Source organism: Vreelandella salicampi (assembly GCF_013415105.1).
GTDB lineage: Bacteria > Pseudomonadota > Gammaproteobacteria > Pseudomonadales > Halomonadaceae > Vreelandella > Vreelandella salicampi.
The window spans coordinates 1-1102 of sequence record NZ_JACCDF010000046.1; the positions used below are offsets into that span (position 1 = coordinate 1).

Genomic DNA, 1102 nt, shown 5'->3' on the forward strand with positions numbered 1-1102 from the left:
CCTGAATTCAACTAATAAGTGCAGCACCCGCGGTTTCTAGTGCTCCTGAATATTCTCCTAAGAACACCTGGGCTGGGGTTCGGTATCCCAGCCGCTTTCTGGGTCTATCGTTCAGCTTGTGAACAACGCGTCGCAGTTCTGCATTAGTCACCTTCCGGAAGTCTGTACCTTTCGGAAAATACTGCCTGATCAGGCCGTTGGTGTTCTCGTTTGTCCCACGCTGGCCTGAGCAGTAAGGATCACAGAAATACACGGAAGCGCTAACCGCTTTTGCGACCGTCTCGTGGTCTGCAAACTCCGAGCCATTGTCTAGCGTGATCGTCTTCACCGCGCCCCGACGAGGCTTAAGTAAACGAACCATGGCTCTCTGCGTTAGCTCTGCCGTTACCTTTGGCAGACGTGCCGCCAACAAGTAGCCACTTCGCCGCTCTACCAACGTCACTATCCCCGCTTGCTTATGCCCATAAAGCACCGTGTCGCCTTCCCAGTGACCGATGGTGAGGCGCTTTTCGATAGCAGGCGGCCGATGCTCTATCCCCACACGCTTAGGAATCTTGCCGAGTCCTGCACTTTTGGCATGGGCACGATGTTTACTGCGACGCTTGGGCTGGCGGAGGTGTCGCCACAAATCGCCACCCTTGGCCTTATCGTCCCAGATCAGCGAATAGACCCATTGATGACTAACTCCTATCCCCGTCAACGGCGCCATAAAACCGCTAATCTGCTCTGGACTCCACTCTTCTCTAAGCCTGTCAGCTACGGCATTAATCAGGCTAGGGAGTTGCTTTGTCCACTTCCAGGCGGAGCGGCGTCTCTGATCGCAGTAACGCTGCGCTTGTGCGGGTTCATATCCCTTGGCACCCGAATTACGTCTCAGCTCACGGCTTACGGTACTGCTGTGAATGCCAAGCTGTTGAGCAATCTGACGTTGGCTCAATCCTACATCCCTATGGGCAAAAATTTGATATCGTTGTGCCTGGGTCAGTTGTCGGTATCCCATACTCTGCTTCACTTTGGTCGGTAAGGCGGAGAGGGTACCGCTGCTGGCCCTCCTGCCTCTACCGTATGATCCAAAGTGCTGCAGTTATTCTATGAATTCAGG

General features: G+C 54.0%; 1 protein-coding gene. It reads right to left on the reverse strand.

Annotated elements, in window-relative coordinates; translation table 11 throughout:
- Window positions 1–7 precede the first annotated feature (7 nt).
- A complete protein-coding gene (locus HZS81_RS17940) occupies window positions 8–1000 on the reverse strand; it encodes an IS30 family transposase (protein WP_179931887.1) in 993 nt (330 codons plus the stop codon).
- Window positions 1001–1102 lie beyond the last annotated feature (102 nt).

Coding starts and splice junctions, on each gene's coding strand:
- HZS81_RS17940 (WP_179931887.1), bottom strand. CDS start 1,000: ATGGGATACCGACAACTGACCCAGGCACAACGATATCAAATTTTTGCC.